At 58.9% G+C, this 22,730-nt stretch carries 21 protein-coding genes and 1 tRNA gene; 14 read left to right on the top strand and 8 right to left on the bottom strand.

Going from position 1 to position 22,730, the window contains the following annotated elements; translation table 11 throughout:
* Positions 1 to 33: 33 nt before the first annotated feature.
* The 3 genes from BK659_RS25900 to BK659_RS25910 all read left to right on the top strand — a co-directional run bounded on the left by BK659_RS25900 (position 34) and on the right by BK659_RS25910 (position 4,412).
* On the top strand, positions 34 to 1,596 hold the full coding sequence (locus BK659_RS25900; RefSeq protein WP_123428351.1) for an AmpG family muropeptide MFS transporter: 1,563 nt from the start codon (positions 34 to 36) through the stop codon (positions 1,594 to 1,596).
* Between the two features lie 129 nt (positions 1,597 to 1,725).
* Positions 1,726 to 3,441, top strand: a complete 1,716-nt coding sequence (locus tag BK659_RS25905) for a proline--tRNA ligase (protein WP_123428353.1) — start codon at positions 1,726 to 1,728, stop codon at positions 3,439 to 3,441.
* Between the two features lie 17 nt (positions 3,442 to 3,458).
* Complete coding sequence (locus BK659_RS25910) at positions 3,459 to 4,412, top strand: hypothetical protein (protein ID WP_123428355.1); 954 nt, start codon at positions 3,459 to 3,461, stop codon at positions 4,410 to 4,412.
* 88 nt (positions 4,413 to 4,500) lie between these two features.
* Here the strand turns inward: BK659_RS25910 and dinB are convergent, their stop codons facing one another.
* Entirely contained in the window at positions 4,501 to 5,562 is a 1,062-nt protein-coding gene (gene dinB / locus BK659_RS25915; protein ID WP_123428357.1) for a DNA polymerase IV, read from the bottom strand.
* 299 nt (positions 5,563 to 5,861) lie between these two features.
* Between dinB and BK659_RS25920 the strand changes: the two genes are divergently transcribed.
* From BK659_RS25920 to BK659_RS25935, 4 genes are all read left to right on the top strand, one after another.
* Positions 5,862 to 5,938 (top strand) — tRNA-Met (locus BK659_RS25920).
* Between the two features lie 278 nt (positions 5,939 to 6,216).
* On the top strand, positions 6,217 to 8,859 hold the full coding sequence (gene mprF / locus BK659_RS25925) for a bifunctional lysylphosphatidylglycerol flippase/synthetase MprF (RefSeq protein ID WP_123428359.1): 2,643 nt from the start codon (positions 6,217 to 6,219) through the stop codon (positions 8,857 to 8,859).
* Complete coding sequence (locus tag BK659_RS25930) at positions 8,859 to 10,154, top strand: virulence factor family protein (RefSeq protein ID WP_123428361.1); 1,296 nt, start codon at positions 8,859 to 8,861, stop codon at positions 10,152 to 10,154. Before mprF ends, BK659_RS25930 begins: the two co-directional genes overlap by 1 nt.
* Before the next feature lie 590 nt (positions 10,155 to 10,744).
* Entirely contained in the window at positions 10,745 to 11,071 is a 327-nt protein-coding gene (locus BK659_RS25935; RefSeq protein WP_123428363.1) for a DUF3077 domain-containing protein, read from the top strand.
* A 155-nt stretch (positions 11,072 to 11,226) separates the two neighbouring features.
* Here the strand turns inward: BK659_RS25935 and BK659_RS25940 are convergent, their stop codons facing one another.
* Positions 11,227 to 13,128, bottom strand: a complete 1,902-nt coding sequence (locus tag BK659_RS25940) for a potassium transporter Kup (protein WP_123428365.1) — start codon at positions 13,126 to 13,128, stop codon at positions 11,227 to 11,229.
* Positions 13,129 to 13,451: 323 nt separating this feature from the next.
* On the opposite strand from BK659_RS25940, the gene rimO reads away from it, so the two are divergent.
* The 5 genes from rimO (at position 13,452) to tsaA (ending at position 17,786) form a co-directional block, all read left to right on the top strand.
* The gene (rimO, locus tag BK659_RS25950) at positions 13,452 to 14,786 is read left to right on the top strand and encodes a 30S ribosomal protein S12 methylthiotransferase RimO (RefSeq protein WP_123428369.1); all 1,335 of its coding nucleotides are present in this window, start codon (positions 13,452 to 13,454) and stop codon (positions 14,784 to 14,786) included.
* A gap of 115 nt (positions 14,787 to 14,901) precedes the next feature.
* Complete coding sequence (locus tag BK659_RS25955) at positions 14,902 to 15,375, top strand: GNAT family N-acetyltransferase (RefSeq protein ID WP_123428371.1); 474 nt, start codon at positions 14,902 to 14,904, stop codon at positions 15,373 to 15,375.
* A 190-nt stretch (positions 15,376 to 15,565) separates the two neighbouring features.
* On the top strand, positions 15,566 to 16,276 hold the full coding sequence (locus tag BK659_RS25960) for an rRNA pseudouridine synthase (protein ID WP_123428373.1): 711 nt from the start codon (positions 15,566 to 15,568) through the stop codon (positions 16,274 to 16,276).
* Between the two features lie 67 nt (positions 16,277 to 16,343).
* On the top strand, positions 16,344 to 16,811 hold the full coding sequence (locus BK659_RS25965; protein ID WP_123428375.1) for a YehS family protein: 468 nt from the start codon (positions 16,344 to 16,346) through the stop codon (positions 16,809 to 16,811).
* Positions 16,812 to 17,087: 276 nt separating this feature from the next.
* On the top strand, positions 17,088 to 17,786 hold the full coding sequence (tsaA, locus tag BK659_RS25970; RefSeq protein ID WP_123428377.1) for a tRNA (N6-threonylcarbamoyladenosine(37)-N6)-methyltransferase TrmO: 699 nt from the start codon (positions 17,088 to 17,090) through the stop codon (positions 17,784 to 17,786).
* Positions 17,787 to 17,959: 173 nt separating this feature from the next.
* Here the strand turns inward: tsaA and fpr are convergent, their stop codons facing one another.
* Positions 17,960 to 18,739 carry a ferredoxin-NADP reductase gene (fpr, locus tag BK659_RS25975; RefSeq protein ID WP_003189055.1) on the bottom strand — a complete coding sequence of 260 codons (780 nt, stop codon included), beginning with the start codon at positions 18,737 to 18,739 and terminating at the stop codon, positions 17,960 to 17,962.
* Between the two features lie 149 nt (positions 18,740 to 18,888).
* Between fpr and BK659_RS25980 the strand changes: the two genes are divergently transcribed.
* Positions 18,889 to 19,815 carry a LysR family transcriptional regulator gene (locus BK659_RS25980; RefSeq protein ID WP_185015472.1) on the top strand — a complete coding sequence of 309 codons (927 nt, stop codon included), beginning with the start codon at positions 18,889 to 18,891 and terminating at the stop codon, positions 19,813 to 19,815.
* Here BK659_RS25980 and BK659_RS25985 read toward each other — a convergent pair.
* The 4 genes from BK659_RS25985 to BK659_RS25995 all read right to left on the bottom strand — a co-directional run bounded on the left by BK659_RS25985 (position 19,812) and on the right by BK659_RS25995 (position 21,884).
* Complete coding sequence (locus tag BK659_RS25985) at positions 19,812 to 20,174, bottom strand: diacylglycerol kinase (protein WP_123428381.1); 363 nt, start codon at positions 20,172 to 20,174, stop codon at positions 19,812 to 19,814. The two genes, BK659_RS25980 and BK659_RS25985, sit on opposite strands and share 4 nt — an antisense overlap.
* Positions 20,175 to 20,249: 75 nt before the next feature.
* Positions 20,250 to 20,900 carry a response regulator transcription factor ErdR gene (gene erdR, locus BK659_RS25990; RefSeq protein WP_123428383.1) on the bottom strand — a complete coding sequence of 217 codons (651 nt, stop codon included), beginning with the start codon at positions 20,898 to 20,900 and terminating at the stop codon, positions 20,250 to 20,252.
* Between the two features lie 40 nt (positions 20,901 to 20,940).
* Positions 20,941 to 21,087 (bottom strand): hypothetical protein, encoded by a 147-nt coding sequence (locus BK659_RS27835; protein WP_185015473.1) that lies wholly within the window; start codon positions 21,085 to 21,087, stop codon positions 20,941 to 20,943.
* Positions 21,088 to 21,125: 38 nt separating this feature from the next.
* Positions 21,126 to 21,884, bottom strand: a complete 759-nt coding sequence (locus tag BK659_RS25995; protein ID WP_123428386.1) for a tRNA-uridine aminocarboxypropyltransferase — start codon at positions 21,882 to 21,884, stop codon at positions 21,126 to 21,128.
* A 189-nt stretch (positions 21,885 to 22,073) separates the two neighbouring features.
* Here BK659_RS25995 and BK659_RS26000 point away from each other — a divergent pair, with 189 nt between their 5' ends.
* Positions 22,074 to 22,499, top strand: coding sequence for a PA3611 family quorum-sensing-regulated virulence factor (locus BK659_RS26000; protein ID WP_071551585.1), 426 nt, complete (start codon positions 22,074 to 22,076; stop codon positions 22,497 to 22,499).
* Between the two features lie 12 nt (positions 22,500 to 22,511).
* Here BK659_RS26000 and BK659_RS26005 read toward each other — a convergent pair whose 3' ends face one another.
* Positions 22,512 to 22,706 carry a hypothetical protein gene (locus BK659_RS26005; protein ID WP_123428388.1) on the bottom strand — a complete coding sequence of 65 codons (195 nt, stop codon included), beginning with the start codon at positions 22,704 to 22,706 and terminating at the stop codon, positions 22,512 to 22,514.
* Positions 22,707 to 22,730 lie beyond the last annotated feature (24 nt).

A 22,730-nucleotide genomic window follows, 5' to 3' on the forward strand; every position in this document is an offset into this window, starting at 1 on the left:
TTGTTTTCGCAATTTTGAGGCAGACTCCAGCCCATGCCCCGTAAAACCTGGCGCGCCGCGCTCGCCGCTTATGCCAGCCCCTCGACACTCGTACTGTTGCTGCTGGGTTTCGCCGCTGGCTTGCCCTATATGCTGGTGTTCTCAACGCTGTCCGTCTGGCTGCGTGAGGCCGGCGTGGCCCGTGAAACGATTGGCTATGCCAGCCTGATCGGGCTGGCCTACGCATTCAAATGGGTATGGTCGCCACTTCTCGACCAATGGCGCCTGCCATTGCTTGGCAAACTCGGCCGACGACGCTCCTGGTTGGTCCTGGCGCAGGTACTGTTGGTCCTCGGCCTGATCGGCATGGGTTTCTGCGACCCGCAAAAACACCTGTCGTGGCTGATTGCGATTGCCGTTCTGGTCGCATTCGCCTCCGCCACCCAAGACATTGCCGTCGATGCCTATCGCCTGGAAATTGTCGACGATACACGCCAGGCTGCACTGGCTGCCGCCTATATGTCCGGCTACCGGGTCGCTGCCCTCCTGGCGACAGCGGGCGCACTGTTCATTGCCGAGGGCTTCGGTTCCACAGGTTTCAATTACAAGCACTCTGCCTGGACCGGCACCTACGCGCTGTTCGGCCTGCTGATGATCCCGGCGCTGCTGACCACCCTGTTCATGCGTGAGCCTCCCGTGCCGCTGCGTACCCAGCTGTCCGCTGGCCGCTACAGCTTTGTGCACCAACTGGCGTCGGTATTTGTACTCATCGTTTTGCTGGTGTCCGTGCCCGCGATGTTTACCCAGCTCTACAACACAGATTTTGCCAGCGTGATCTCGGGCGCCATGAGCCCATTGGATCTGCTGCTGGAAGATCGAGCCTTTCTGCGGGCGCTGCTCTACATCATCCTGACCAGCCTGTGCCTCTCGACCATGGGCCGGCGCGGCCTGGCCCCGGTACTGACTCCGGTAAACGACTTCGTTGTACGCTACCGCTGGCAGGCCTTTCTGCTGCTGGGCCTGATCGCCACCTATCGAATGTCCGACACCGTCATGGGCGTAATGGCCAATGTGTTTTACATCGACCTGGGCTTCACCAAGGATCAGATCGCCGGTGTCAGCAAGATTTTCGGTCTGATCATGACCCTGATAGGTGCCGGCATGGGCGGCCTGCTGATCGTGCGTTTCGGGATCCTGCCGATTCTGTTCATCGGTGGCTTCGCTTCAGCCGCCACCAACCTGCTGTTTGTGATGCTCGCGGACATGGGCGCCAACCTGGAGATGCTGATCGTCACCATCTCCCTGGACAACTTCAGTTCGGGCATGGCCACCTCGGCTTTCGTCGCCTACCTGTCGAGCCTGACCAACCTCAAGTTCTCCGCCACCCAGTACGCCCTGCTCAGCTCGATCATGCTGCTGTTGCCACGCTTGATCGGCGGTTACTCGGGGGTCATGGTGGAGAAATACGGTTATCACAACTTCTTCATCATCACGGCGCTGCTTGGCGTGCCAACGCTGCTGCTGATTGCCCTGCACTGGTTCCAGGAAAATCGCCGCGAAGGTCCGACACCCACACCCGAGCCAGCCCAGACTGCTACCGCCGTAGAAGAATCGTAAGAACCCCCGAAGGCGCGGGAGTTTCCCCGCCTTCGAGCCACGCCGCCGGCCGCAATCCTGTACGCCAGCAAATCTCGCCCGTACAATGCTCCGTCATTTCTAGTCTTCAGCAACCGACAACGGCCTACCATGCGTACCAGTCAATATTTGCTCGCCACACAGAAAGAAACGCCTTCCGATGCGGTCGTCATCAGCCATCAGCTGATGCTGCGCGCCGGCATGATCCGCAAACTCGCGTCCGGCCTGTACACCTGGCTGCCGATGGGCCTGCGAGTCATGCGCAAGGTTGAAGCCATCGTTCGCGAAGAAATGAACGCCGCCGGCTCTCTCGAAGTGTTGATGCCGAGCACTCAGCCGGCTGAGCTGTGGCAGGAATCCGGCCGTTGGGAAGAGTACGGCCCTGAACTGCTGCGCTTCAAGGATCGCCACGGTCGCGACTTCTGCGCCGGCCCGACTCACGAAGAAGTGATTACCGACCTGATGCGCAACGAGTTGAGCAGCTACAAACAGCTGCCGATCAACCTGTACCAGATCCAGACCAAATTCCGCGATGAAATCCGCCCACGCTTCGGCTTGATGCGCGGTCGCGAGTTCATCATGAAGGACGCCTACTCCTTCCACGCTGACCAGGCATCGCTGCAGGCCACTTACGACCGCATGCACCTGGCCTACTGCAACGTGTTCACCCGTCTGGGCCTGAAATTCCGCCCGGTTGAAGCCGATAACGGCTCCATCGGTGGCGCTGGCTCCCACGAATTCCACGTACTGGCCGAATCCGGCGAAGACGACATCGTCTTCAGCAACGGTTCCGACTACGCAGCGAACATCGAGAAAGCCGAAGCCGTGCCACGCGAGACTTCTCGCCCTGCACCTGCCGAAGAACTGCGCCTGGTCGACACCCCGAACGCGAAAACCATCGCGCAACTGGTGGAAGGCTTCAATCTGCCGATCGAAAAAACCATCAAGACCCTGGTGGTTCACGCCGAAGAAGCCGGCAAGCTGATCGCGCTGATCATTCGTGGCGACCACGAGCTCAACGAAATCAAGGCCGCTAACCAGCCTGGCGTTGCCAGCCCACTGGTCATGGCCTCCGAAGCCGAACTGCGTGACGCCATCGGCGCCGGTGCTGGCTCCCTTGGCCCGCTGAACCTGCCGCTGCCAATCATCATCGACCGTTCGGTCGAGCTGATGAGCGACTTCGGTATCGGCGCCAACATCGACGACAAGCACTACTTCGGCGTCAACTGGGAGCGCGACCTGCCGGTTCCGACCGTTGCCGACCTGCGCAACGTTGTCAGCGGCGACCCAAGCCCGGATGGTAAAGGCACTCTGGAAATCAAACGTGGCATCGAAGTCGGGCACATCTTCCAGCTGGGCACCAAGTACAGCGAAGCGATGAAATGCCAGGTGCTCGGTGAGAACGGCAAGCCAGTCACTCTGACCATGGGCTGCTACGGCATCGGCGTTTCCCGCGTGGTGGCGGCTGCCATCGAGCAGAACAACGACGAGAAAGGCATCATTTGGAGCGACAGCCTCGCGCCATTCCAGATCGCTCTGGTGCCGTTGCGCTACGAGACCGACCTGGTTCGCGAAGCCACCGACAAGCTCTACGCAGAACTGACTGCGGCCGGCTTCGAAGTGCTGCTGGACGATCGCGACAAGAAAACCAGCCCGGGCATCAAGTTCGCGGACATGGAGCTGATCGGCATTCCTCACCGGATCGTGGTCAGTGACCGCGGCCTCGCCGACGGCAACCTGGAATACAAGAGCCGTACCGAGGCCGAGCCACAAGCACTGCCGGTCGCTGACGTACTGTCTTTCCTCCAGGCTCGTATCCGCCGCTGACACCAGATAGAGAAGTCATGTTCAAGCGAAACACCTTAAGCCTCGGTGGTGCCGCCCTGTGCGGCACCCTGTTGCTCAGCGGCTGCGCCAATCAGATGTCGCAACGCAGCGAGCACGAGGAGCGCGTCGAGCGCAAACTGCTCGATCACAGCCTGCAGATCGATGTCGGCGAGCCTAAGGTGCTTGAGCTGCCGCAACGCCGGGTACGGATTCACGAGCAGAAGACCTTCGAAGTCACCGAATACGACGTCACCCGCCGCTACGATCGCTACACGCCGTACCAACCCTGGCGCAAGGTCTACGAGATCCCGCTGGGTGCGGTGGCTTTGGTGGCTGGCGTCGGTGCGAACATCGCCAACGTGTTCGCCCTCGGTAATCTGCCAGACAGCATGACAAGGGACTGGGTCCGCACTGGCATTGACGGGCTCAACCCGTTCATGAACGTGCAGTCCCGCGGTCGCGCACAACAGAACCTGGCTGGCATCGATGAAGTCCAGCGCGATAAACGCATGGAATACTCGAGCCTGCCATGGAACGAGCGCCCGGTAGAGGTCAAGGCCGGCAAGCAGACCTTCGAGCTCACCACCGACCGTAACGGCGTGTTGCGCTTGAATCTGCTCGACAGCCCCTTCGCAGAGCAGGACCTGAGCCGCATCGGCAAACTGCAAATCACCGTCGAAGACGCTCAGGACGATGTGCATATCGATTCATCCCTGACGATCAGCAGCACCTTGCGCAGCAAGCTGCTGGAAGCTCACAAACTGATTTACGACGACCTCGAAGACGACGAAGTGAGCCAGTGGGTGCACCGGGTCAAACGCTTGTCGGAGTTGGGTCTGGAAGAAGAAGCCAGCGAGCTGGAACAAAGCCTGATCGAACTGACCCGCAACGATCCCGAGTTGCAAAGCGAGTTTCTCAAGTCGCTGACCAAGGATGCAGGGCGCTTGGTGGCGGATCCGGGCGCCAATTGATGGCTTAAAAAGATCGCAGCCTGCGGCAGCTCCTACGTACTTCGCTTGCGTAGGAGCTGCCGCAGGCTGCGATCTTTAGCTTTAACGATCAACGCTCAAACAAATCCAACTGCTCGAAGCCGCCGCGCAAATCCTCCAGGCGCACACCAATCCCCAACAAACGCACGGGTTTGCCACCCCGATTGAAAGCCTGAGTCAGCAACAGCTGATAACTGCCAAGATCCCGCCCTGCCCCGGCTTGCTCCAGCGTGGTCTGGGTAAAATCATGGAACTTCACTTTGACGAACGGCTTGCCCGGACGGTAGCTGCTATCGATCCGCGCCATACGCTCGTTCAGGGTGTCCAGCAGCTGGGGCAACTTATCCAGGCAACTGATCAGGTCCGGCAGGTCCACATCGTAGGTATTTTCGACACTCACCGATTGCCGGCGACTGTCGTTCTGCACCTGCCGATCATCAATCCCACGCGCCAGACTCCACAGACGCTCGCCAAAACTGCCAAATTCGCGCACCAGCGCCAACTTGTTCCAGTCGCGCAATTGAAGGCAATCGACAATCCCGAGCCTGGCCAGCTTGTCGGCCGTGACTTTGCCGACGCCATGCAGCTTGCTTACTGGCAACTGTGAGACAAAGTCTTCGACCTGATCCGGCGTGATCACAAACAACCCGTTGGGCTTTTTCCAGTCACTGGCGATTTTCGCGAGAAACTTGTTCGGCGCCACACCCGCCGAGACGGTGATATGCAACTGATTGGAGACCCGGCGCCGGATGTCCTGGGCAATTCGCGTGGCACTGCCGGCGAAATGCGTGCTTTCGGACACATCGAGGTACGCCTCATCCAGCGACAAAGGCTCGATCAGGTCGGTGTAATCCCGAAAAATCGTCTGAATCTCTTTCGACGCTTCTCTATAAGCATCCATGCGCGGCTTGACGATGACCAGGTCCAGACACAGCTTCAAGGCATGCCGTGATGACATCGCCGAGCGCACCCCATAAGCCCGCGCTTCATAGTTGCAGGTCGCGATAACACCACGCCGGTCCGCGGAGCCACCCACTGCCAGCGGTTTGCTCGCCAGAGTCGGGTCGTCACGCATCTCGATGGCGGCATAGAAGCAGTCACAATCGACGTGGATGATTTTGCGCTGCGTCATATAAGGCGGTGTTCAATGAAGGAAAAGGGGTTATCTGGAAACGAATCGCCAGTATCTCACCGACAACTGTATATAGCACCAGTGCTTTGATTCTTCTCTACTCGCGGTAGGAAACGCCTTCACTGGATTTATTTTTTCAATCGAAACCAACCCGCCAATAGAGCTGAAAGCCTTGTGCAGCAAGCCCTACAGCCCTATTCGAGCGCCTGCCTGATACGCTAAGCGATTGAACAGGAACAGATTTTTCTGAATTAGCAATTGACAGCCCAGCGATCCGCTGTAGAATGCCGACACACAGACGCGGGATGGAGCAGTCTGGTAGCTCGTCGGGCTCATAACCCGAAGGTCGTCGGTTCAAATCCGGCTCCCGCAACCAAACATCAAAAAAGGCTGCTCGAAAGAGTGGCCTTTTTTGTATCTGTAGAAAAGTCCTTTCGCAACAATGATCTGGCAACGTGCTACGAACCTTTGGCACTCTTCAGGGTCCACCAGATCAGGCTATGCTGAGTCGCAGGCAAGCCCCTCTACGATTGAATGTGCGTAATCCCCGATGCTCGGTGATACGCGTTAATATTTGTCATTATTTTTTTCTACAGGGATTGGTAACTTGGCTGGATACCTCCATCCTGTCGCGCACAATCCAAGAGGTGATTGATGCGCGCCAACTCGTCTGATTCACAAGACACCGTCACAGCGACACAACCGATCACTGCCACACGTCTTCATTGGCTGGATCTGGTCAGCAAGTACCGTCAGCCCATCGGCCTGGCGGTCACGTTGCTATTGTTCGCTATCGCGCTGATTGCCTGTCGCCATCTATTAAGCGAACTCGATCTCTACGCGCTGCACGACTCGATTCTGGAAGTGCCGAGACCGGCCCTGCTCGGTGCATTGGGCGCAACCATTGCCGGCTTCATCATATTGCTCGGCTATGAATGGTCGGCCACTCGTTACGCTGGCGTGAATTTGCCGCCTCGTACCATGATTCTGGGTGGTTTCACCGCATTCGCGATCGGCAACGCCATTGGCCTTTCCCTGCTATCCGGCGGTTCGGTGCGTTACCGCCTGTACGCACGTCACGGCCTCGGGGCGTCGGAAGTCGCCCGCATGACGCTATTTGCCAGCCTGTCATTGGGTTGCGCCTTGCCGCCGCTCGCTGCCCTGGCGACGCTCAGCGACCTGCCTGCCGCCTCCGCTGCGCTGAATTTGTCACAGTCGTTGCTGGGCGGGATCGCGATTGCCGTGCTGGTGCTCTGCGCTGTGTTGACCATTGGCATTTACCGTCGTCGCCTGCCGGATCAACCTTATCCGGATAACTTGCTGGTTCGCGCCGGTCGACGCACGCTGCGCCTGCCGGGTCGCCGCCTGACCTTCCTGCAATTGGTGATTACCGCGCTGGACGTGGCAGCGGCTGCAACCGTGCTTTATCTGCTGCTGCCAGAAGCGCCACCGTTCGGCGCCTTCCTGCTGGTCTATCTGATCGCGCTGGCCGCTGGGGTGCTCAGCCACGTACCGGGCGGTGTCGGGGTATTCGAAGCGATTCTGCTGGCGGCCTTTGCCGACAAACTCGGAGCGGCGCCACTGGCCGCCGCCCTGCTGCTGTATCGCCTGATCTACGTGGTTCTGCCGCTCTTGGTGGCCTGCATCCTGCTGCTGATCAATGAAGCGCAACGCCTGTTCAACACCCGTCAATCGTTGCGCGCCGCCTCGGGCATGGCCGCGCCGGTGCTGGCGATACTGGTGTTCCTGTCTGGCGTCGTGTTGCTGTTCTCCGGCGCGACACCGGAAATCGACACTCGCCTGGAACACATCGGCTTTTTGATTCCCCATCGCCTGGTCGATGCCTCGCACTTCGGTGCCAGCCTGATCGGCGTGCTCTGCCTGCTGCTGGCCCAAGGCCTGCGTCGTCGTCTCTCGGCCGCCTGGATGCTGACCACCATTCTGCTGATGATCGGCGCCGTGCTCTCGCTGCTCAAAGGGTTCGACTGGGAAGAGTCCTGCCTGATGATCCTGACCGCCAGCCTGCTGGCGATCTTCCGTCGCTCCTTCTACCGTCCAAGCCGTTTGACCGAAGTGCCGTTCTCGCCGCTGTACCTGGTGGCCAGCCTGTGCGTATTGGGCGCCTCGATCTGGCTGCTGCTGTTCGCCTATCAGGATGTGCCGTACAGCCATCAACTGTGGTGGCAGTTCACCCTGGACTCCGATGCCCCACGCGGCCTGCGCTCGCTGCTCGGCGCGGCGGTCTTGCTGGTGGTGGTGTCACTGACCTGGCTGCTGCGCACCGCGCGCCCGATCATTCACCTGCCAGACACCGAAGAGCTGGATAAGGCGCTGAAGATTCTGATGTCCTCATCACAACCGGACGGCGGCCTCGCCCTGACCGGTGACAAGGCGCTGCTGTTTCACCCTAACGACGAAGCGTTCTTGATGTATGCGCGTCGTGGCCGCAGCCTGGTGGCCCTGTACGACCCGATCGGCCCGACCCAGCAACGCGCGGAGATGATCTGGCAGTTCCGCGACCTGTGCGATCTTCATCACGCCCGTCCGGTGTTCTATCAGGTACGTGCCGAAAACCTGCCCTACTATATGGACATCGGTCTGACCGCAATCAAGCTGGGCGAAGAAGCCCGGGTCGACCTGCTGCGTTTTGATCTCGAAGCCAAGGGCAAGGAGATGAAGGACCTGCGTTACACCTGGAACCGTGGCACCCGCGATGGCCTGTCGCTGGAAATCTACGAACCGGGTCACGCGCCAATGGATGAGCTGAAGGTCATTTCCGATGCCTGGTTGACCGGCAAGAACGTTCGCGAGAAAGGCTTCTCCCTCGGCCGTTTCAGCGACGATTACCTCAAGCACTTCCGGATCGCGATCATTCACTTTGAAGGTCGCCCGGTGGCGTTCGCCAACCTGCTCGAGACGTATAGCCATGACCTGGCCAGCCTCGACCTGATGCGTGCACATCCGGACGCCCCAAAGCTGACCATGGAGTTCATGATGGTCGGCCTGATTCAACATTATAAAAATCATGGATACACACGCTTCAGTCTGGGCATGGTGCCGCTGTCGGGTCTGCAACCCCGCCGTGGCGCGCCACTGACCCAACGCCTCGGCTCGATGGTGTTTCGCCGTGGCGAGCAGCTCTATAACTTCCAGGGACTGCGCCGCTTCAAAGACAAATTCCAGCCTGACTGGGAACCACGTTACATGGCCGTGCCCGCCGGACTCGATCCGCTGGTGGCGCTGGCCGATACCGCCGCCCTGATTGCGGGCGGCTTGACTGGATTGGTGAAACGCTGATGATTCAACGCTCCTGGCGGTATGTATTGGCCACTCTGGTGGTGCTGGCTGTGATCCTCGGTGGTGGTTACTGGTACTGGAACCGCCCAGCACCAGAGCCCACGCTTGAACTGCTGACGCCGACCGATGGCCCGGCGATGACCCGGGTCATTCCCGGCACCACACCGCGCGCCCAGGTAGTGGTCGCGGTGAACGAAGAGCAGAAGCTCAGCGACAAGCAACTGATGACCCTGAGCCGTGGCGGTGCCGCGCAAATCGTTCAGGTGGTCCTGCCCACGGACTGCACGCAGCAAGGTAATGCCCTGCAAGCGGCCTTCCAACAGCTCAAAGGCCCTGCGACCCTGGTCAGCGGTATCGGCCCGGGTGCCGTCCTGGCCTGGCGCTGGCTGGCCGAGCAAAAAGACGACAAGTCCCAGGCCGTTTCAGTCGACCTGGCGCTGGAAAAACCCGGCTGCACCCACTTGCTGCCAAAAAGCGCAGCCCACGGTCATTGGCTGGTCGCCTGGAACGATAACCCGGACGACACCAGCGCCGGTTTCGTACGCGATCAACCCAATGCCGAAACCAGCATCAGCGACTACGACATCAACCTGCCGCAAGTCCTCAACAACGAACTGCGCAAGATCCTCGTCGGCGCCGACAAGGGCAACGGCGGTCTGAACATCCCGGTGGTCGAAGTACCTGCCGGCCAGGCCAAGGACACCGTCACCCTGTTCCTCTCCGGTGACGGCGGCTGGCGCGACCTGGACCGTGACGTGGCCGGTGAAATGGCGAAGATCGGCTACCCGGTGGTCGGCATCGACACCCTGCGCTACTACTGGCAGCACAAGAGCCCCGAGCAAAGCGCCATCGACCTTGCCGAACTAATGCAGCACTACCGCCAGAAGTGGGGCACCAAACGCTTCATCCTGACGGGTTACTCGTTCGGCGCTGACGTCTTGCCGGCGATCTACAACCGCATGCCGGAAAGTGAGCAACAACGGGTCGATGCAATCATCCTGCTGGCCTTCGCCCGCACCGGCAGCTTTGAAATTCAGGTCGACGGCTGGCTCGGCAATGCCGGTAAAGAAGCTGCCACTGGCCCGGAAATGGCCAAGCTGCCGGCCGATAAGGTGCTGTGCATCTACGGCGCAGAAGAAATCGCCGAGAGTGGCTGCACCGACAAGACCGCTGTTGGCGAAACCATGAAGCTGCCAGGCGGCCACCACTTCGACGAGAACTACCCGGCTCTGGCCCAACGCCTGGTCGACGCCATCAAGCAGCGCCAGAGCAAGGACAAGGTCGCCGAACAGTGACCTGAGCCAAGCTCAAAAAAAGCCCCCGCTACCCAAGGTAACGGGGGCTTTTTCATGCCACACCCGGCTCGACCGGACGACACAGTTCACCTGTGGGAGCGAGCTTGCTCGCGAAGACGGACTGACATCCACCATTGATGTCGACTGACACACCGCTTTCGCGAGCAAGCTCGCTCCCACATTGGATATCCATTGCCTTGAGGTTATGCATTCGCCCAAAGAAGCCGCGTTTACTTTCGTTTACTTAAGGTGTCGCAATATAGGATGACGGCCGCAGACCTTGTAGGCACACTCCGAATCTTGCGTTTGGGCACTTTGATGCCTTGTTGCGCTTTTCTTCGACGGGATACTCTCCGGACGTCGCTGACCATTCAGCGATCGGGTGTGGTAACCCGGCGAAACCAGCGCAACAGCGCCTTCATCACGAACACAGGCATTTTTTTGTCTGTGATCTCGAGTTATGGCGGCTGTGCGTGGGACGCCCTCGGGCGTGCCGGTTTCCTTGGTTCCCGGTTTACCACCCTGCGTACAGCTGCCACCTTTTCGTGTGGTAACGAAAAAGGCAGCTCCTCGAACCTGGGAGCAAGACTATGACCAAAACAGATACGTCTTCACCTTCAGAACTGAAAACCATCGGCTTGACCCCTCTCATCTACTGCTCGGATCAGGCGTTATTCAACGTCCGCGCCGGCGTCCCCATCGTTGATGCATTGTCTCAGGCCTCCGATCTGCTGTTCCTCGCCCGATCATTTGCTCAGGATGCCGCGTTCACAAAAGACACCGACCGCCACGCCTGGGCCGCGCATTATCTGACGGCAATGAGTAAGGCCGTGATCGATGATGTGGTGAAGGTCCTGACCCCGCGACCTGCCCGGACAAACACCCAATCTGAAGACCCGCAGCCTGAAAGCAACTAAAGGCACAGAGACGAAAAAGCCCCCGTTACCTTGCGGTGACGGGGGCTTTTTTGCTGGAAGCGGCAAGATCAAAAGATCGCAGGCTGCGCCAGCTCCTACGCGAAACCCGCGACTTTCTGTAGGAGCTGCCGAAGGCTGCGATCTTTTTGTGAGGCTTACATTTCTACCTGTGTACCCAGCTCAATCACCCGGTTCACCGGCAACTTGAAGAACCGCAGGTTGCCGTTGGCGTTTTTCAGCATGAAGGCGAACAACGCTTCGCGCCAACGGGCCATGCCGACGAGCTTGGAGGTGATGACCGTCTCGCGACTGAGGAAATACGTCGTACGCATCGGACTGAAGTCCAGCTCATCGAGAGGACACAGCTTCAGCGCTTGCGGCACATCCGGTTCGTCCGTAAAGCCGAAATGCAGGATCACCCGATAGAAGCCTTCACCGTAGGATTCGACCTCGAACCGCCGCTGCTTCGGCACCCGCGGAATATCCTCGTAAACCACGGTCAGCAGCACCACCCGCTCATGCAGCACCTGGTTGTGCAGCAAGTTGTGCAACAACGCATGAGGCACCGCATCCGCCCGTGCCGTGAGGAACACCGCCGTGCCCTGGACCCGATGCGGAGGCTGCACGCGAATACTGTTGATAAAAATCGGCAGCGGTAGCCCGCCCTCATCCAGCCGGTCCACCAACAGCTCTTTACCGCGTTTCCAGGTCGTCATCAGGATAAACAGCACAATCCCCGCCAATACCGGAAATGCACCGCCCTGCACGATTTTAGGCACGTTGGCGGCGAAGTACAGCCCGTCCACCAGCAGGAAGCCGATCAGGATCGGCACCGTCAGGACCGGCGACCATTTCCACAGCAACAGCATCACCGCCGCCACCAGAATGCTGGTGATCAGCATGGTCCCGGTCACCGCCACACCGTAAGCCGAGGCCAGCGCGTTGGAGGAGCCGAAACCGATCACCAGCAAAATCACCCCGACCATCAGCGCCCAGTTCACCGCACCGATGTAGATCTGGCCCTGCTCAGCACTGGACGTGTGCTGAATGTACATACGTGGGATGTAACCGAGCTGAATCGCCTGACGAGTCAGGGAGAACGCACCGGAAATCACCGCCTGAGAGGCGATCACCGTCGCCAACGTCGACAGCACGACCAATGGAATCAACGCCCAGCCCGGCGCCAGCAGGTAGAACGGGTTACGCGCTGCTTCCGGGTTTTCCAGCAGCAAGGCGCCCTGACCGAAATAGTTGAGCACCAGCGCCGGCAGCACCAAGGCGAACCAGGCACGGGCAATCGGCTTGCGACCGAAGTGGCCCATGTCTGCGTACAGCGCTTCGGCACCGGTCAGCGCCAGCACCACAGCGCCGAGAATCGCGATGCCCATGCCTGGGTGAACGACGAAGAAGCGTACGCCCCAGGCCGGGTTCAGCGCTTGCAGCACTTCCGGATGCTGGGAGATGCCATGCGCACCCAGTACACCCAGCACCACGAACCACAACACCATCACCGGGCCGAACAACTTGCCGATGCGGTCAGTGCCGTGTTTCTGGATCAGGAACAACCCTACCAGCACGATCAGCGACAACGGCACGACCCAGCGTTCGAGGCCGTCGAATGCCAGTTCCAGACCTTCCACCGCCGACAATACGGAAATCGCCGGGGTGATCATGCTGTCGCCGTAGAACAGCGCCGCGCCGATCAGGCCAAGGATCACCAGCACCGACTGCAGCCGCGGATACGATGCCGAGGCTCGCCGCGCCAGCGCGGTCAGGGCCATGATCCCGCCTTCGCCCTGGTTGTCGGCACGCAGAATGAACAACACGTACTTGATCGAGACCACCCAGACCAGCGACCAGAAGATCAGCGCCAGAATCCCGAACACCCCGTCATGGTTGGCTTGTACCCCATAGCCACCGGTAAACACCTCTTTGAGGGTGTACAGCGGGCTGGTACCGATATCGCCATAAACCACCCCGACCGCCGCTACCAACATCCCCAAGGGCTTTGCCCCGGAATGCCCTGAGCCTACTGCCTGACTACTTGCCTGACCCATCAACCACTCCTGCCACCAAGACCGGGGCTTCATATAAAAAGCACGACGTCGAGCAAGCGCCTACGCTTTGCCAACCTGCGCAGACTGCTGTGCAGCATGCACCGTTTTACTTATTGATACAGACGATTTGTTGACTGAAAAAATACGCCTGGGTGTAACGGCGCGAAGCATAGCGCAGCACTCGTCGTATTTCCCTGCATAAAGCTGGTCAAGTGCGCTGACCATCGCTAGAATTGCGCACTTTTTGATCAGAGGCACTTCAAGTGCCCATCTGTCGCCTTGCCGTCTTCGGCTGGAGGCGTCACAAAACACCGAGGTTAGACATGTCCACCACAACGCCGGCCAACCCTAAAGTTGGTTTCGTATCCCTGGGTTGCCCGAAAGCACTGGTCGACTCCGAGCGCATCCTTACCCAACTGCGCATGGAAGGCTATGACGTCGTGTCCACCTATCAGGACGCCGATGTCGTGGTGGTCAACACCTGCGGCTTCATCGACTCGGCCAAGGCCGAATCCCTTGAGGTGATCGGCGAAGCCATCAAGGAAAACGGCAAGGTCATCGTCACCGGCTGCATGGGCGTCGAAGAAGGCACCATCCGTAACGTGCACCCGAGCGTGCTGGCCGTGACCGGTCCGCAGCAGTACGAGCAAGTGGTCAACGCCGTGCACGACGTCGTGCCGCCGCGCAAGGATCACAACCCGCTGATCGACCTGGTGCCGCCGCAAGGCATCAAGCTGACGCCGCGTCACTACGCCTACCTGAAGATTTCCGAAGGCTGCAACCACAGCTGCAGCTTCTGCATCATCCCGTCGATGCGCGGCAAACTGGTCAGCCGTCCGGTGGGCGATGTGCTCGACGAAGCCCAGCGTCTGGTCAAATCCGGCGTCAAAGAGCTGCTGGTAATTTCCCAGGACACCAGCGCCTACGGCGTTGACGTCAAGTACCGCACCGGCTTCTGGAACGGCGCGCCGGTGAAAACCCGCATGACCGAACTTTGCGAAGCGCTCAGCACCCTGGGCGTCTGGGTTCGTCTGCACTACGTTTACCCGTACCCGCACGTCGACGAGCTGATCCCGCTGATGGCCGCCGGGAAAATCCTGCCGTACCTGGACATCCCGTTCCAGCACGCCAGCCCGAAAGTCCTCAAGGCGATGAAACGCCCGGCGTTCGAAGACAAGACCCTGGCGCGCATCAAGAACTGGCGCGAGATCTGCCCGGACCTGATCATCCGTTCGACCTTCATCGTCGGCTTCCCCGGCGAAACCGAAGAAGACTTCCAGTACCTGCTGAACTGGCTGACCGAAGCCCAGCTCGACCGCGTCGGCTGCTTCCAGTACTCGCCGGTTGAAGGCGCACCGGCCAACGATCTGGACCTGGACATCGTTCCGGATGACGTCAAGCAAGACCGTTGGGATCGCTTCATGGCGCACCAGCAGGCCATCAGCTCGGCGCGCCTGCAAATGCGCATCGGCCGTGAAATCGAAGTGCTGGTCGATGAAGTCGACGAGCAAGGCGCGGTTGGCCGTTGCTTCTTCGATGCCCCGGAAATCGACGGTAACGTGTTCATCGACAACGGCAGCAACCTCAAGCCGGGCGACAAGGTCTGGTGCAAAGTGACCGACGCCGACGAATACGACCTGTGGGCTGAACAGATCTAAACGTAAAAAATATGAAAAGCCCCGCTCTCTTCACGAGATGCGGGGCTTTTTTACGTCTATCGTTTTGTTCAGCAAGAGGATTTCACCTCACGCACATCACAAGGGGCAGGCGGGAATGCGCCATCACTCGGTCATCCATACACCGAAACACAGCGACTACGAAGAACTGACCCGGGTCTGGGAGGCATCGGTACGCGCCACGCATGACTTTTTGCCGGACAGTTACATCGAGCTGCTGAAAAACCTGGTGCTCACCCGCTATCTGGATGCCGTCATGCTGATCTGCACCCGCGACCGCCGCCAGCACATTACCGGGTTCGCCGGCGTTGCGGCAGGCAAGATCGAAATGCTCTTTATCGCCCCCGAACACCGTGGCGAGGGCCTGGGCAAACAACTGCTGCACTACGCCATGGAACACCTCAACGCCGATCAACTGGACGTCAACGAACAAAACCCGCAAGCCTTGGGGTTTTATTTCAAACAGGGTTTCGAAGTCATCGGACGCTCGGAGGTCGATGGCATGGGCCAGCCTTATCCGCTGCTGCACATGCGTTTGCGTCAAAACCAGCAATGTTCACAGCATCGCTGACACAACACGGAACAAATGTGGGAGCGAGCTTGCTCGCGAAGAGGCCATCAGATTCAACATCAATGCTGACTGACAAACCGCTTTCGCGAGCAAGCCCGCTCCCACAAAAAGCCACAGTACTGAAATGGACCCGCGATTAACCGGCGCGAGGCAGGTACAATGCCTCCCCCCTTTTGTAACGGCCCCTGTCATGACTGACCCGATTCGTCTCTCCAAACGCCTCATCGAGCTCGTCGGCTGCTCCCGTCGGGAGGCTGAGCTGTTCATTGAGGGCGGCTGGGTCACCGTGGACGGCGAAGTCATCGATGAGCCACAGTTCAAGGTCGACACCCAGAAAGTCGAACTCGACCCCGAAGCCAAGGCCACCGCGCCGGAACCCGTGACCATCCTGCTAAACGTCCCTGTTGGCATGGACGCAGAAACTGCCATGGCAACCATCAGCGCCGAGACCCTGAGCGAAGAACACCGCTTCAGCAAACGTCCGCTCAAGGGCCACTTCCTGCGGCTGACCGCCAGTACCGACCTGCAGGCCAATGCCAGCGGGTTGCTGGTGTTTACCCAGGACTGGAAGATCCTGCGCAAGCTCACCGCCGACTCCACCAAGATCGAGCAAGAGTATGTCGTCGAGGTTGAAGGCGAGATGGTGGCTCACGGCCTCAACCGCTTGAACCACGGCCTGACCTACAAGGGCAAGGAACTGCCGCCGGTCAAAGCCAGCTGGCAGAACGAAAATCGCCTGCGCTTTGCGATGAAAAACCCACAACCGGGCGTGATTGCCCTGTTCTGCCAGGCCGTCGGCCTGAAGGTCGTCGCCATCCGCCGCATCCGCATCGGCGGTGTTTCCATCGGCAAAGTGCCGTTGGGGCAATGGCGCTATCTGTCTGCCAAAGAGAAATTCTAAGGCGGCCACACATTTCGGCGTCGCCGTTACCGGCAACGCCCACAGCTGAATGATCAGGACTGCACACATGATTCATAACGACGTACTGCGCAGCGTGCGCTACATGCTCGACATCAGCGACAAGAAAGTCATCGAGATCATCAAGCTCGGCGGTATGGATGTCACCCTGCCCGACCTGGTGACGTACCTCGACAAGAAAGAAGAAGACGAGGAAGGCTTCGTACGCTGCCCGGATGACGTCATGGCGCATTTCCTCGATGGCCTGGTGTTCTTCAAGCGCGGCAAGGACGAAAGCCGTCCGCCGCAGCCGATCGAGCTACCGATCACCAACAACATCATCCTGAAGAAACTGCGTGTGGCCTTCGAACTGAAAGAAGACGACATGCACGCGATTCTCAAGGCAGCCGAGTTCCCGGTCTCCAAGCCGGAGCTGAGCGCGCTGTTTCGCAAGTTCGGCCACACCAACTACCGCCCATGCGGCGACCAGTTGCTGCGCAACTTTCTCAAGGGCTTGACCCTGCGCGTTCGCGGCTGATCCCCCCTGACGTGCGGTGATCGCCTCGGTCATCGCAGGTACGCATGAACGGAAACATCATTGCACTGGATGGCAGCTTCAGTCTCTGAAATCGGCTGTGCGGCCATCGCGAGCAAGCTCGCTCCCACACTGGATCTTCTGTGAATACAGAATGTGTAAGCACAACAGATCACATGTGGGAGCGAGCTTGCTCGCGATGGCGGACTAACAGGCGCCACCGATCCAGCGGTTGCTCGGGTTATCATGCCCACCTCTTTCCCGCCTCGACCCCAAACCATGACCTACAGCGTTTCCCCGATCGGCTTCGTGCGTTCCTGCTTCAAGGAGAAGTTCGCCATTCCGCGTCAGCCGCAACTGGCTCCAGCCGCTCGCGGCATTCTGGAACTGGTGGCGCCATTCGATCAGGGTGATGCAGTGCAAGGCCTGGAGCAGGTCAGCCATGTCTGGCTGCTGTTCCTGTTTCATCAGGCGCTGGAAGACAAACCGCGACTCAAGGTCCGCCCACCGCGCTTGGGCGGCAACAAGTCCATGGGCGTGTTTGCCACGCGTGCGACCCATCGGCCCAATGGCATTGGGCAATCGGTGGTCAAGCTGGACAAGGTTGAAGCCAATCGCCTGTGGATCTCCGGCATTGACCTGCTGGACGGCACGCCGATTCTCGACATAAAACCCTACGTGCCCTACGCCGATATCATCCCGGGCGCATCCAACGAGATCGCCAGCGCCGCGCCGCAGCTGATTCCGGTGCGGTGGGCAGACGCAGCACTGCAACAAGCTCATACGCACGCTCAGCGCCTTGAAGAGCCCTTGGTCGAGCTGATCGAGCAATGTCTGGCGCAAGACCCACGCCCGGCCTACCAGACGCCTGCACCCGAACGCGAATACGGTGCCCAGTTCTGGGACCTGGACGTGCGCTGGCATTACCCGGAAGCCGGGCTGATCCGCGTCCTGGAAGTCATCCCCGCGAAAACCTGAACACCAGAAACGCAAAAGCCCGCGCTGCCTTCTCAGGCAACGCGGGCTTTTGCTTTTATGTGGGAGCGAGCTTGCTCGCGATTACAGTCAGACATTCAGCATCAATGTCGACTGATACATCGCCATCGCGAGCAAGCTCGCTCCCACAAAAGCCCTATCCCAAAGGAAAAGGCTTACTTCTCGACGAACGCGCGCTCGATCAGGTAGTCACCCGGCTCACGCATACGTGGCGAAACTTTCAGACCGAAGCTGTTGAGCACTTCACTGGTTTCGTCGAGCATGCTCGGGCTGCCGCAAAGCATGGCGCGGTCGTCTTCAGGATTGATCGGCGGCAGGCCGATATCGCTGAACAACTTGCCGCTGCGCATCAGGTCGGTCAGACGACCTTCGTTTTCGAACGGCTCGCGAGTCACGGTCGGGTAGTAGATCAACTTGTCACGCAGAGCCTCGCCGAAGAATTCGTTCTGCGGCAGGTGCTCGGTGATGAATTCGCGGTAAGCGACTTCGTTGACGTAACGTACGCCGTGGCACAGGATCACTTTTTCGAAACGCTCGTAGGTTTCCGGATCCTGGATGACGCTCATGAACGGCGCCAGACCAGTGCCGGTGCTGAGCAGGTACAAATGTTTACCAGGCTTCAAATCGTCCAGCACCAGAGTGCCGGTCGGTTTTTTGCTGATGATAATCTCATCGCCTTCCTTCAGATGCTGCAACTGGGAAGTCAGCGGACCATCGGGAACCTTGATGCTGAAGAACTCCAGATGCTCTTCCCAGTTCGGGCTGGCAATCGAGTAAGCGCGCATAAGCGGGCGGCCATTGGGCTGTTGCAGGCCGATCATCACGAACTGGCCGTTCTCGAAGCGCAGGCCCGGATCGCGGGTGCACTTGAAGCTGAACAGAGTGTCGTTCCAGTGATGAACACTGAGGACACGCTCGTGGTTCATGTTGCTCATGTACGGGGGACTCCTGGAGATTTGTCTGCGCATGCTCTGCGCCTGCCCTGCAAAAAATGAGCTGCCGAGCGCAATTGCATAGCATTCTAATGGCGGCGACAATATCTGTTAACTGGATTATTAAGATAAGGGTTATCGGTTATATCGATATGCGATTTACTCTACGTCAACTTCAAGTCTTCGTCGCCGTCGCTCAGCAAGAGAGTGTGTCTCGTGCTGCGGGTCTGCTCAATCTTTCGCAGTCGGCGGCCAGCACCTCGATCACCGAGCTCGAACGCCAATCCAGTTGCCAATTGTTCGACCGCGCCGGCAAGCGGCTGAGCCTCAACGCCATGGGCAAACAACTGTTGCCACAGGCGGTGGCCTTGCTCGACCAGGCCAAGGAAATCGAAGACCTGCTCAACGGCAAGTCCGGTTTCGGCTCGCTGGCGGTCGGTGCCACCCTCACCATCGGCAACTACCTGGCGACTTTGCTGATCGGCAGCTTCATGCAGCGCCATCCGGAAAGCCAGGTGAAGCTGCACGTGCAGAACACTGCCAACATCGTGCAACAAGTCGCCCACTATGAAATTGATCTGGGTCTAATCGAAGGCGACTGCAGCCACCCGGACATCGAGGTACAAAGCTGGGTCGAGGATGAGCTGGTGGTGTTTTGTGCCCCGCAACACCCGCTGGCCGCCCGTGGCCAGGCGACCATGGAGGAACTGACCCATGAGGCGTGGATCCTTCGCGAACAGGGTTCCGGCACGCGCCTGACCTTTGACCAGGCCATGCGTCATCACCGCAGCGCGTTGAATATCCGGCTTGAGCTGGAACACACCGAAGCGATCAAACGCGCAGTGGAGTCCGGCTTGGGAATTGGCTGTATTTCGCGGTTGGCGCTACGCGACGCATTCCGCCGCGGCAGTCTGGTGGCGGTGGAAACGCCGGATCTGGATCTGGCGCGGCAGTTCTATTTCATCTGGCACAAACAGAAATATCAGACATCGGCCATGCGCGAGTTTCTCGAACTGTGCCGCGCTTTCACCGCCGGGGTTCAGCGCAGCGACGAGATCGTTCTGCCGACGATTGCTTAAAGCAGAATCACCGCCCACACCAACGCAATCATGCTCAGCGCCACTAACTGAGCAGCGCTGCCCATGTCCTTGGCATTTTTCGACAGCGGGTGCCGTTCGAGGGAAATCCGGTCAATCGCGGCTTCCACGGCCGAATTGAGCAACTCGACGATCAGCGCCAGCATACAGACGGCAATCAGCAAGGCACGTTCGACGTGGCTGACGTTCAGCACAAATGCTAGCGGAATCAGGATGACATTCAGCAGGACCAGCTGACGAAAAGCGGCTTCACCGGTGAAGGCTGCACGCAGACCGTCAAGAGAATAACCACCTGCATTGAGAATGCGCTTGAGACCGGTTTGACCTTTGAAAGGCGACATAGAGTAAGCAACTGAACCAAAAGGAGTGGGAAAGCTAGATCAACTAAAGTTAAAAAAGCGTGAATGGAAGCGCCTTTAATGGCTAGATATTGACTCAAGTTGTTGCAAGAGCAACGCCGCCTGAGTCCGGGTACGCACACCTAACTTGCGGAAAATCGCCGTCACGTGCGCCTTGATCGTTGCCTCTGAAACACTCAGTTCGTAGGCTATCTGCTTGTTCAGCAAACCTTCGCAGACCATGGTCAATACACGAAACTGCTGTGGTGTCAGACTGGCCAAGCCTTCGCTGGCTGCCTTGGCCTCGTCCGAAACGCTGACCGCTTCGAATGCCTGCGGCGGCCAGAAGACGTCGCCATCCAGTACCGTGCGCACGGCTTGCTGAATCACTTCCAGCGAACTGGATTTAGGGATGAAACCGCTGGCCCCGAATTCACGGGAACGCACCATGATCGATGCTTCTTCCTGAGCCGAGACCATCACCACCGGGATCTGCGGGTATTGACCGCGCAACAGCACCAGCCCGGAAAAACCGTACGCGCCCGGCATATTGAGATCCAGCAGCACCAGATCCCAGTCAGCCTTTTCGGTCAGACGGGTTTCCAGCTCGGCAATGCTCGCCACCTCCACCAGACGAACCTCCGGGCCAAGGCCCAGGGTCACGGCCTGATGCAGCGCGCTGCGAAAGAGCGGGTGGTCATCGGCAATCAGGATTTCGTATGTGGCCATTTTTCAAATGATCCTGTTTTTTATGGCAGACCCGATGCATTCAGGTTTCGCCAAGGCAACTCGAGGTACCGCCAGACAGCGGCACCAACAGGGCACGTTCAACGCCAAGAGCCCATAAAACCGGCGTTTCAATCTTCGGCCGCACCCAATCGGCGCCAAGGATGCCCAGCGAAGCCTGGGTGGTCAAGCCGCAAACCCGTGGTTGCCTGTCAGTATGGGTGACTATCAGGACATGACCGGTGCCGTGTGCTCAACGAATGGCAGCAGTTCTGTATGAGCAGGGGTCGAGACATTCAATTCCAGCTGATGTTTGGCATCGAGGTAATGCTGGCTGAACACATCGAAATAGGCGTCCAGCGCCGATGCAGCCGCTACATCCCCCGCCAGATCCAGGCACAACGCAGCCACTTCGGCGGTGCACAGGTGCTCGCTCCGGGTAGACCTTCGCAAGCGATACCGTGAGAGCTTTTCGGGGAGCAGGCTCAGAATCGGAAACCCATCGAAATAAGGGCTTTTGCGAAAAATCTTTCTCGCCTCGGTCCAGGTCGCATCCAGCAGGATGAACAGCGGGCGCTTCTCGCCAGTAACCTCAACCGCATGAGTCACGCGTTCGGGAGCAACGTATTCGCCGGGAAAGACCAGGTAAGGCTGCCACTGCGGGTCGGATAAAAGCTTGATCAGTTCGGGGTCGACTTCGGTACGCGACCAGATAAAGGCAAAGTTGTCCCTTACCACGTCGGCGATCAGCCAGCCGGTGTTGCTCGGCTTGAACACTTCCTTCCTGGTCATGATCAGGCACACGCCCGCTCGCGACTCGACCTGGGGACGCCAGTTACACAGGCAGTGACTCTCAATCACCCGGCACGTATGGCAACGGGGTGCCCGTGAACCGCGAGCCAGAAAAGGCTTGGTACTTTCCTCTTCGCGCTCATCACGCAGACGGGCTACGGCGTTCATGGCAAAACGTGAGGCTGCATTGCTCATCGCAGGCAGCACCGGCAAGGAAGGAAAATCGACACGAAACACACTCGGCAGGACAGAAAGTCGTGGCAGTTTACCAGAGCGGGCCGCCCAAACCTGTACCACCTACCCCCGCTCGCCTATAATCCGCCGCCACTGAACGCACCGCCATGTGGCTGGTCGAAGCACCAGTCACTGAACCAGGAGAGTTTCATGCTGCGCCTTATCGTTCCCACCGCTGCCCTTCTGCTGGCCCTGCCCTTCAGCGCTCAAGCGGCCTCTTTGAATGACTTGAATCTGGGCAAGATGCTGGAAAAGGTTGCTGCGGAAAGCAACGTCGGCTTGCCTCGGGAAATCAATGAGAACCTTCTCGACCAAGGCTATACGGTTGAAGGCAAACAGCTGATCGACCATATCAGCGTGCAATCAGGTTATGCCGACGAAATGCGTGCCAATCCGAAAGCGGTTTATCTGCAACTGGGCGCCAGCGTTTGCCGCAACGCGAACTACCGCAAGCTGATGGCCAAGGGCGCAATCATGCGTTACGACTTCTCGGAAAACAAAACCAATCGGCCTGTAGGCTCGGCCAGCTACCAGGAATCGGATTGCCCTGCGCAGACTGCGCAAAAGAAAAAGTAATCACTGCGCTAATCACTGCGAGCCAGCGCGTCGTTGCTCATCATCGGCGCGCAATTCTGCCACCAGCGCCTGCAAATAAGGCGAGCGCCACTCTTGCCCTTCCAGGCGCCGACGACACTCCTCTTCGAGGCTCACGTGATTGCGTTCGGCCGCCGACTGCAGCAATCGATACAGTTGCGTATCGACCTCTAGAATCACCAGACTCATTGCCAGCCTCCTTGCACTTGATCG

Source organism: Pseudomonas brassicacearum (assembly GCF_003732225.1).
Lineage (GTDB): Bacteria > Pseudomonadota > Gammaproteobacteria > Pseudomonadales > Pseudomonadaceae > Aquipseudomonas > Aquipseudomonas brassicacearum_E.

Coding starts and splice junctions, on each gene's coding strand:
- BK659_RS25985 (WP_123428381.1), bottom strand. CDS start 20,174: ATGTCGCCTTTCAAAGGTCAAACCGGTCTCAAGCGCATTCTCAATGCA.
- BK659_RS25935 (WP_123428363.1), top strand. CDS start 10,745: ATGACCAAAACAGATACGTCTTCACCTTCAGAACTGAAAACCATCGGC.
- BK659_RS25905 (WP_123428353.1), top strand. CDS start 1,726: ATGCGTACCAGTCAATATTTGCTCGCCACACAGAAAGAAACGCCTTCC.
- BK659_RS25910 (WP_123428355.1), top strand. CDS start 3,459: ATGTTCAAGCGAAACACCTTAAGCCTCGGTGGTGCCGCCCTGTGCGGC.
- BK659_RS25980 (WP_185015472.1), top strand. CDS start 18,889: ATGCGATTTACTCTACGTCAACTTCAAGTCTTCGTCGCCGTCGCTCAG.
- dinB (WP_123428357.1), bottom strand. CDS start 5,562: ATGACGCAGCGCAAAATCATCCACGTCGATTGTGACTGCTTCTATGCC.
- rimO (WP_123428369.1), top strand. CDS start 13,452: ATGTCCACCACAACGCCGGCCAACCCTAAAGTTGGTTTCGTATCCCTG.
- BK659_RS26005 (WP_123428388.1), bottom strand. CDS start 22,706: ATGAGTCTGGTGATTCTAGAGGTCGATACGCAACTGTATCGATTGCTG.
- BK659_RS26000 (WP_071551585.1), top strand. CDS start 22,074: ATGCTGCGCCTTATCGTTCCCACCGCTGCCCTTCTGCTGGCCCTGCCC.
- BK659_RS25955 (WP_123428371.1), top strand. CDS start 14,902: ATGCGCCATCACTCGGTCATCCATACACCGAAACACAGCGACTACGAA.
- fpr (WP_003189055.1), bottom strand. CDS start 18,739: ATGAGCAACATGAACCACGAGCGTGTCCTCAGTGTTCATCACTGGAAC.
- BK659_RS25900 (WP_123428351.1), top strand. CDS start 34: ATGCCCCGTAAAACCTGGCGCGCCGCGCTCGCCGCTTATGCCAGCCCC.
- mprF (WP_123428359.1), top strand. CDS start 6,217: ATGCGCGCCAACTCGTCTGATTCACAAGACACCGTCACAGCGACACAA.
- BK659_RS25960 (WP_123428373.1), top strand. CDS start 15,566: ATGACTGACCCGATTCGTCTCTCCAAACGCCTCATCGAGCTCGTCGGC.
- erdR (WP_123428383.1), bottom strand. CDS start 20,900: ATGGCCACATACGAAATCCTGATTGCCGATGACCACCCGCTCTTTCGC.
- tsaA (WP_123428377.1), top strand. CDS start 17,088: ATGACCTACAGCGTTTCCCCGATCGGCTTCGTGCGTTCCTGCTTCAAG.
- BK659_RS25930 (WP_123428361.1), top strand. CDS start 8,859: ATGATTCAACGCTCCTGGCGGTATGTATTGGCCACTCTGGTGGTGCTG.
- BK659_RS25965 (WP_123428375.1), top strand. CDS start 16,344: ATGATTCATAACGACGTACTGCGCAGCGTGCGCTACATGCTCGACATC.
- BK659_RS25995 (WP_123428386.1), bottom strand. CDS start 21,884: ATGAGCAATGCAGCCTCACGTTTTGCCATGAACGCCGTAGCCCGTCTG.
- BK659_RS25940 (WP_123428365.1), bottom strand. CDS start 13,128: ATGGGTCAGGCAAGTAGTCAGGCAGTAGGCTCAGGGCATTCCGGGGCA.